Below are 1,079 nucleotides of genomic sequence, written 5' to 3'. Positions count from 1 at the left end.
GCGGCGGGAGGGGCCGGGCACCGGCCCCTCCCGATGAGGCGTCACCGTCCCGCGGGACGCCCGCCCTCGGGGCCCTCGGTGGTGCCGGGGCCGTACGCGCCGGCGTCCTCGGGACGGCTCTCGGCGACCAGGGTGCCGTGGAAACCGCGGATGTGGGCCTCGGCCAGGTCGGCCGCCTCCTCGCCGCGTCCGGCGCGGACCAGGGCGAGCAGCTCCGTGTGCTCGGCGTTGAGCGCGGCGGCGGTCGCCGCCCAGTCGTCCGCCGCTTCGAGCGCCCGCAGGATCAGGGGCCTCACGGACTCGCGCACCGCGGCGGTCAGCGTCGACGTGAGGGCGTTGCCCGAGCTGTGCGCGATCTGGACGTGGAACCTGGTGTCCAGCTCGTTGAACTCCTCCGGCGGGACGCCCGCTCGCGTCATGCGGGCGACCAGCTCCGCCGCCTCGTCCAGGTCGGCCGGTGCGGCCTGCCGGGCCGCGGCGGCGAAACTGGAGCGCTCCAGCGCGACGCGGGCCTCCAGTACGTCGTGCAGGCCGTAGCTGCCGAGGGCGAAATGCAGGCGCAGCAGGCGACTCAGGGCGTCGTCCGGGTTGCGTACGATCCGGGCGCCGGCGTCCGGGCCCCGGCCGGGCTGGGCGACCAGCACACCGATCGTCTCCAGCACCCGCAGCGCCTCCCGCAGCGCGGAGCGGCTCACCCCGAAGACGGGGGCGAGCTCCCGCTCGGGCGGCAGCCGGTCGCCCGCTCTGAGCTTTCCGGCGAACACCTGCTCCTCGATGCTCTGCAGCACCAGTTCATGTGTCCGGGACTGCCGCACGGGCTGCCACTCGACGGGCATCCGCTACTCCCTGGTCCGGCCGATACGCATGATCCGACTATGTCACACATGCGGTGTGGTCGGACCAAACCGGGCGGCCGGGTCCGGCTCCGGAGCCGGACCCGGCCGAGGGCGCGCCGCGCGGCGGGCGGGGGTGTACTGGGCGCCGCGCGAGGGGGCGCGCTGTCAGGGTGCGGGCAGGTGCCGGGCGTCCCCGCGGTGGTGGCGGGGGCCTCGGCCGCTCCGGTCCGGGTCGAAGAGCTG

1 protein-coding gene is annotated in these 1,079 nt (G+C 76.0%); it reads right to left on the bottom strand.

All coding sequences use genetic code 11. The features are described from left to right. Window positions 1-41: 41 nt before the first annotated feature. Window positions 42-836, bottom strand: coding sequence for a FadR/GntR family transcriptional regulator (locus tag IH13_RS0128930; RefSeq protein ID WP_051835964.1), 795 nt, complete (start codon window positions 834-836; stop codon window positions 42-44). Window positions 837-1,079: the final 243 nt, after the last annotated feature.

Origin of the sequence: Streptomyces sp. NRRL WC-3549, from assembly GCF_000721935.1 — a bacterium.
In the GTDB taxonomy this organism is placed as follows: Bacteria; Actinomycetota; Actinomycetes; order Streptomycetales; family Streptomycetaceae; genus Streptomyces.
The sequence above is the reverse complement of the archived record's forward strand: the minus strand, read 5'-3'. Positions and strand labels throughout refer to the sequence as shown.

Excerpts from the sequence above, each read along its gene's own strand:
- IH13_RS0128930 (WP_051835964.1), bottom strand. The coding sequence starts at position 836 with ATGCCCGTCGAGTGGCAGCCCGTGCGGCAGTCCCGGACACATGAACTG.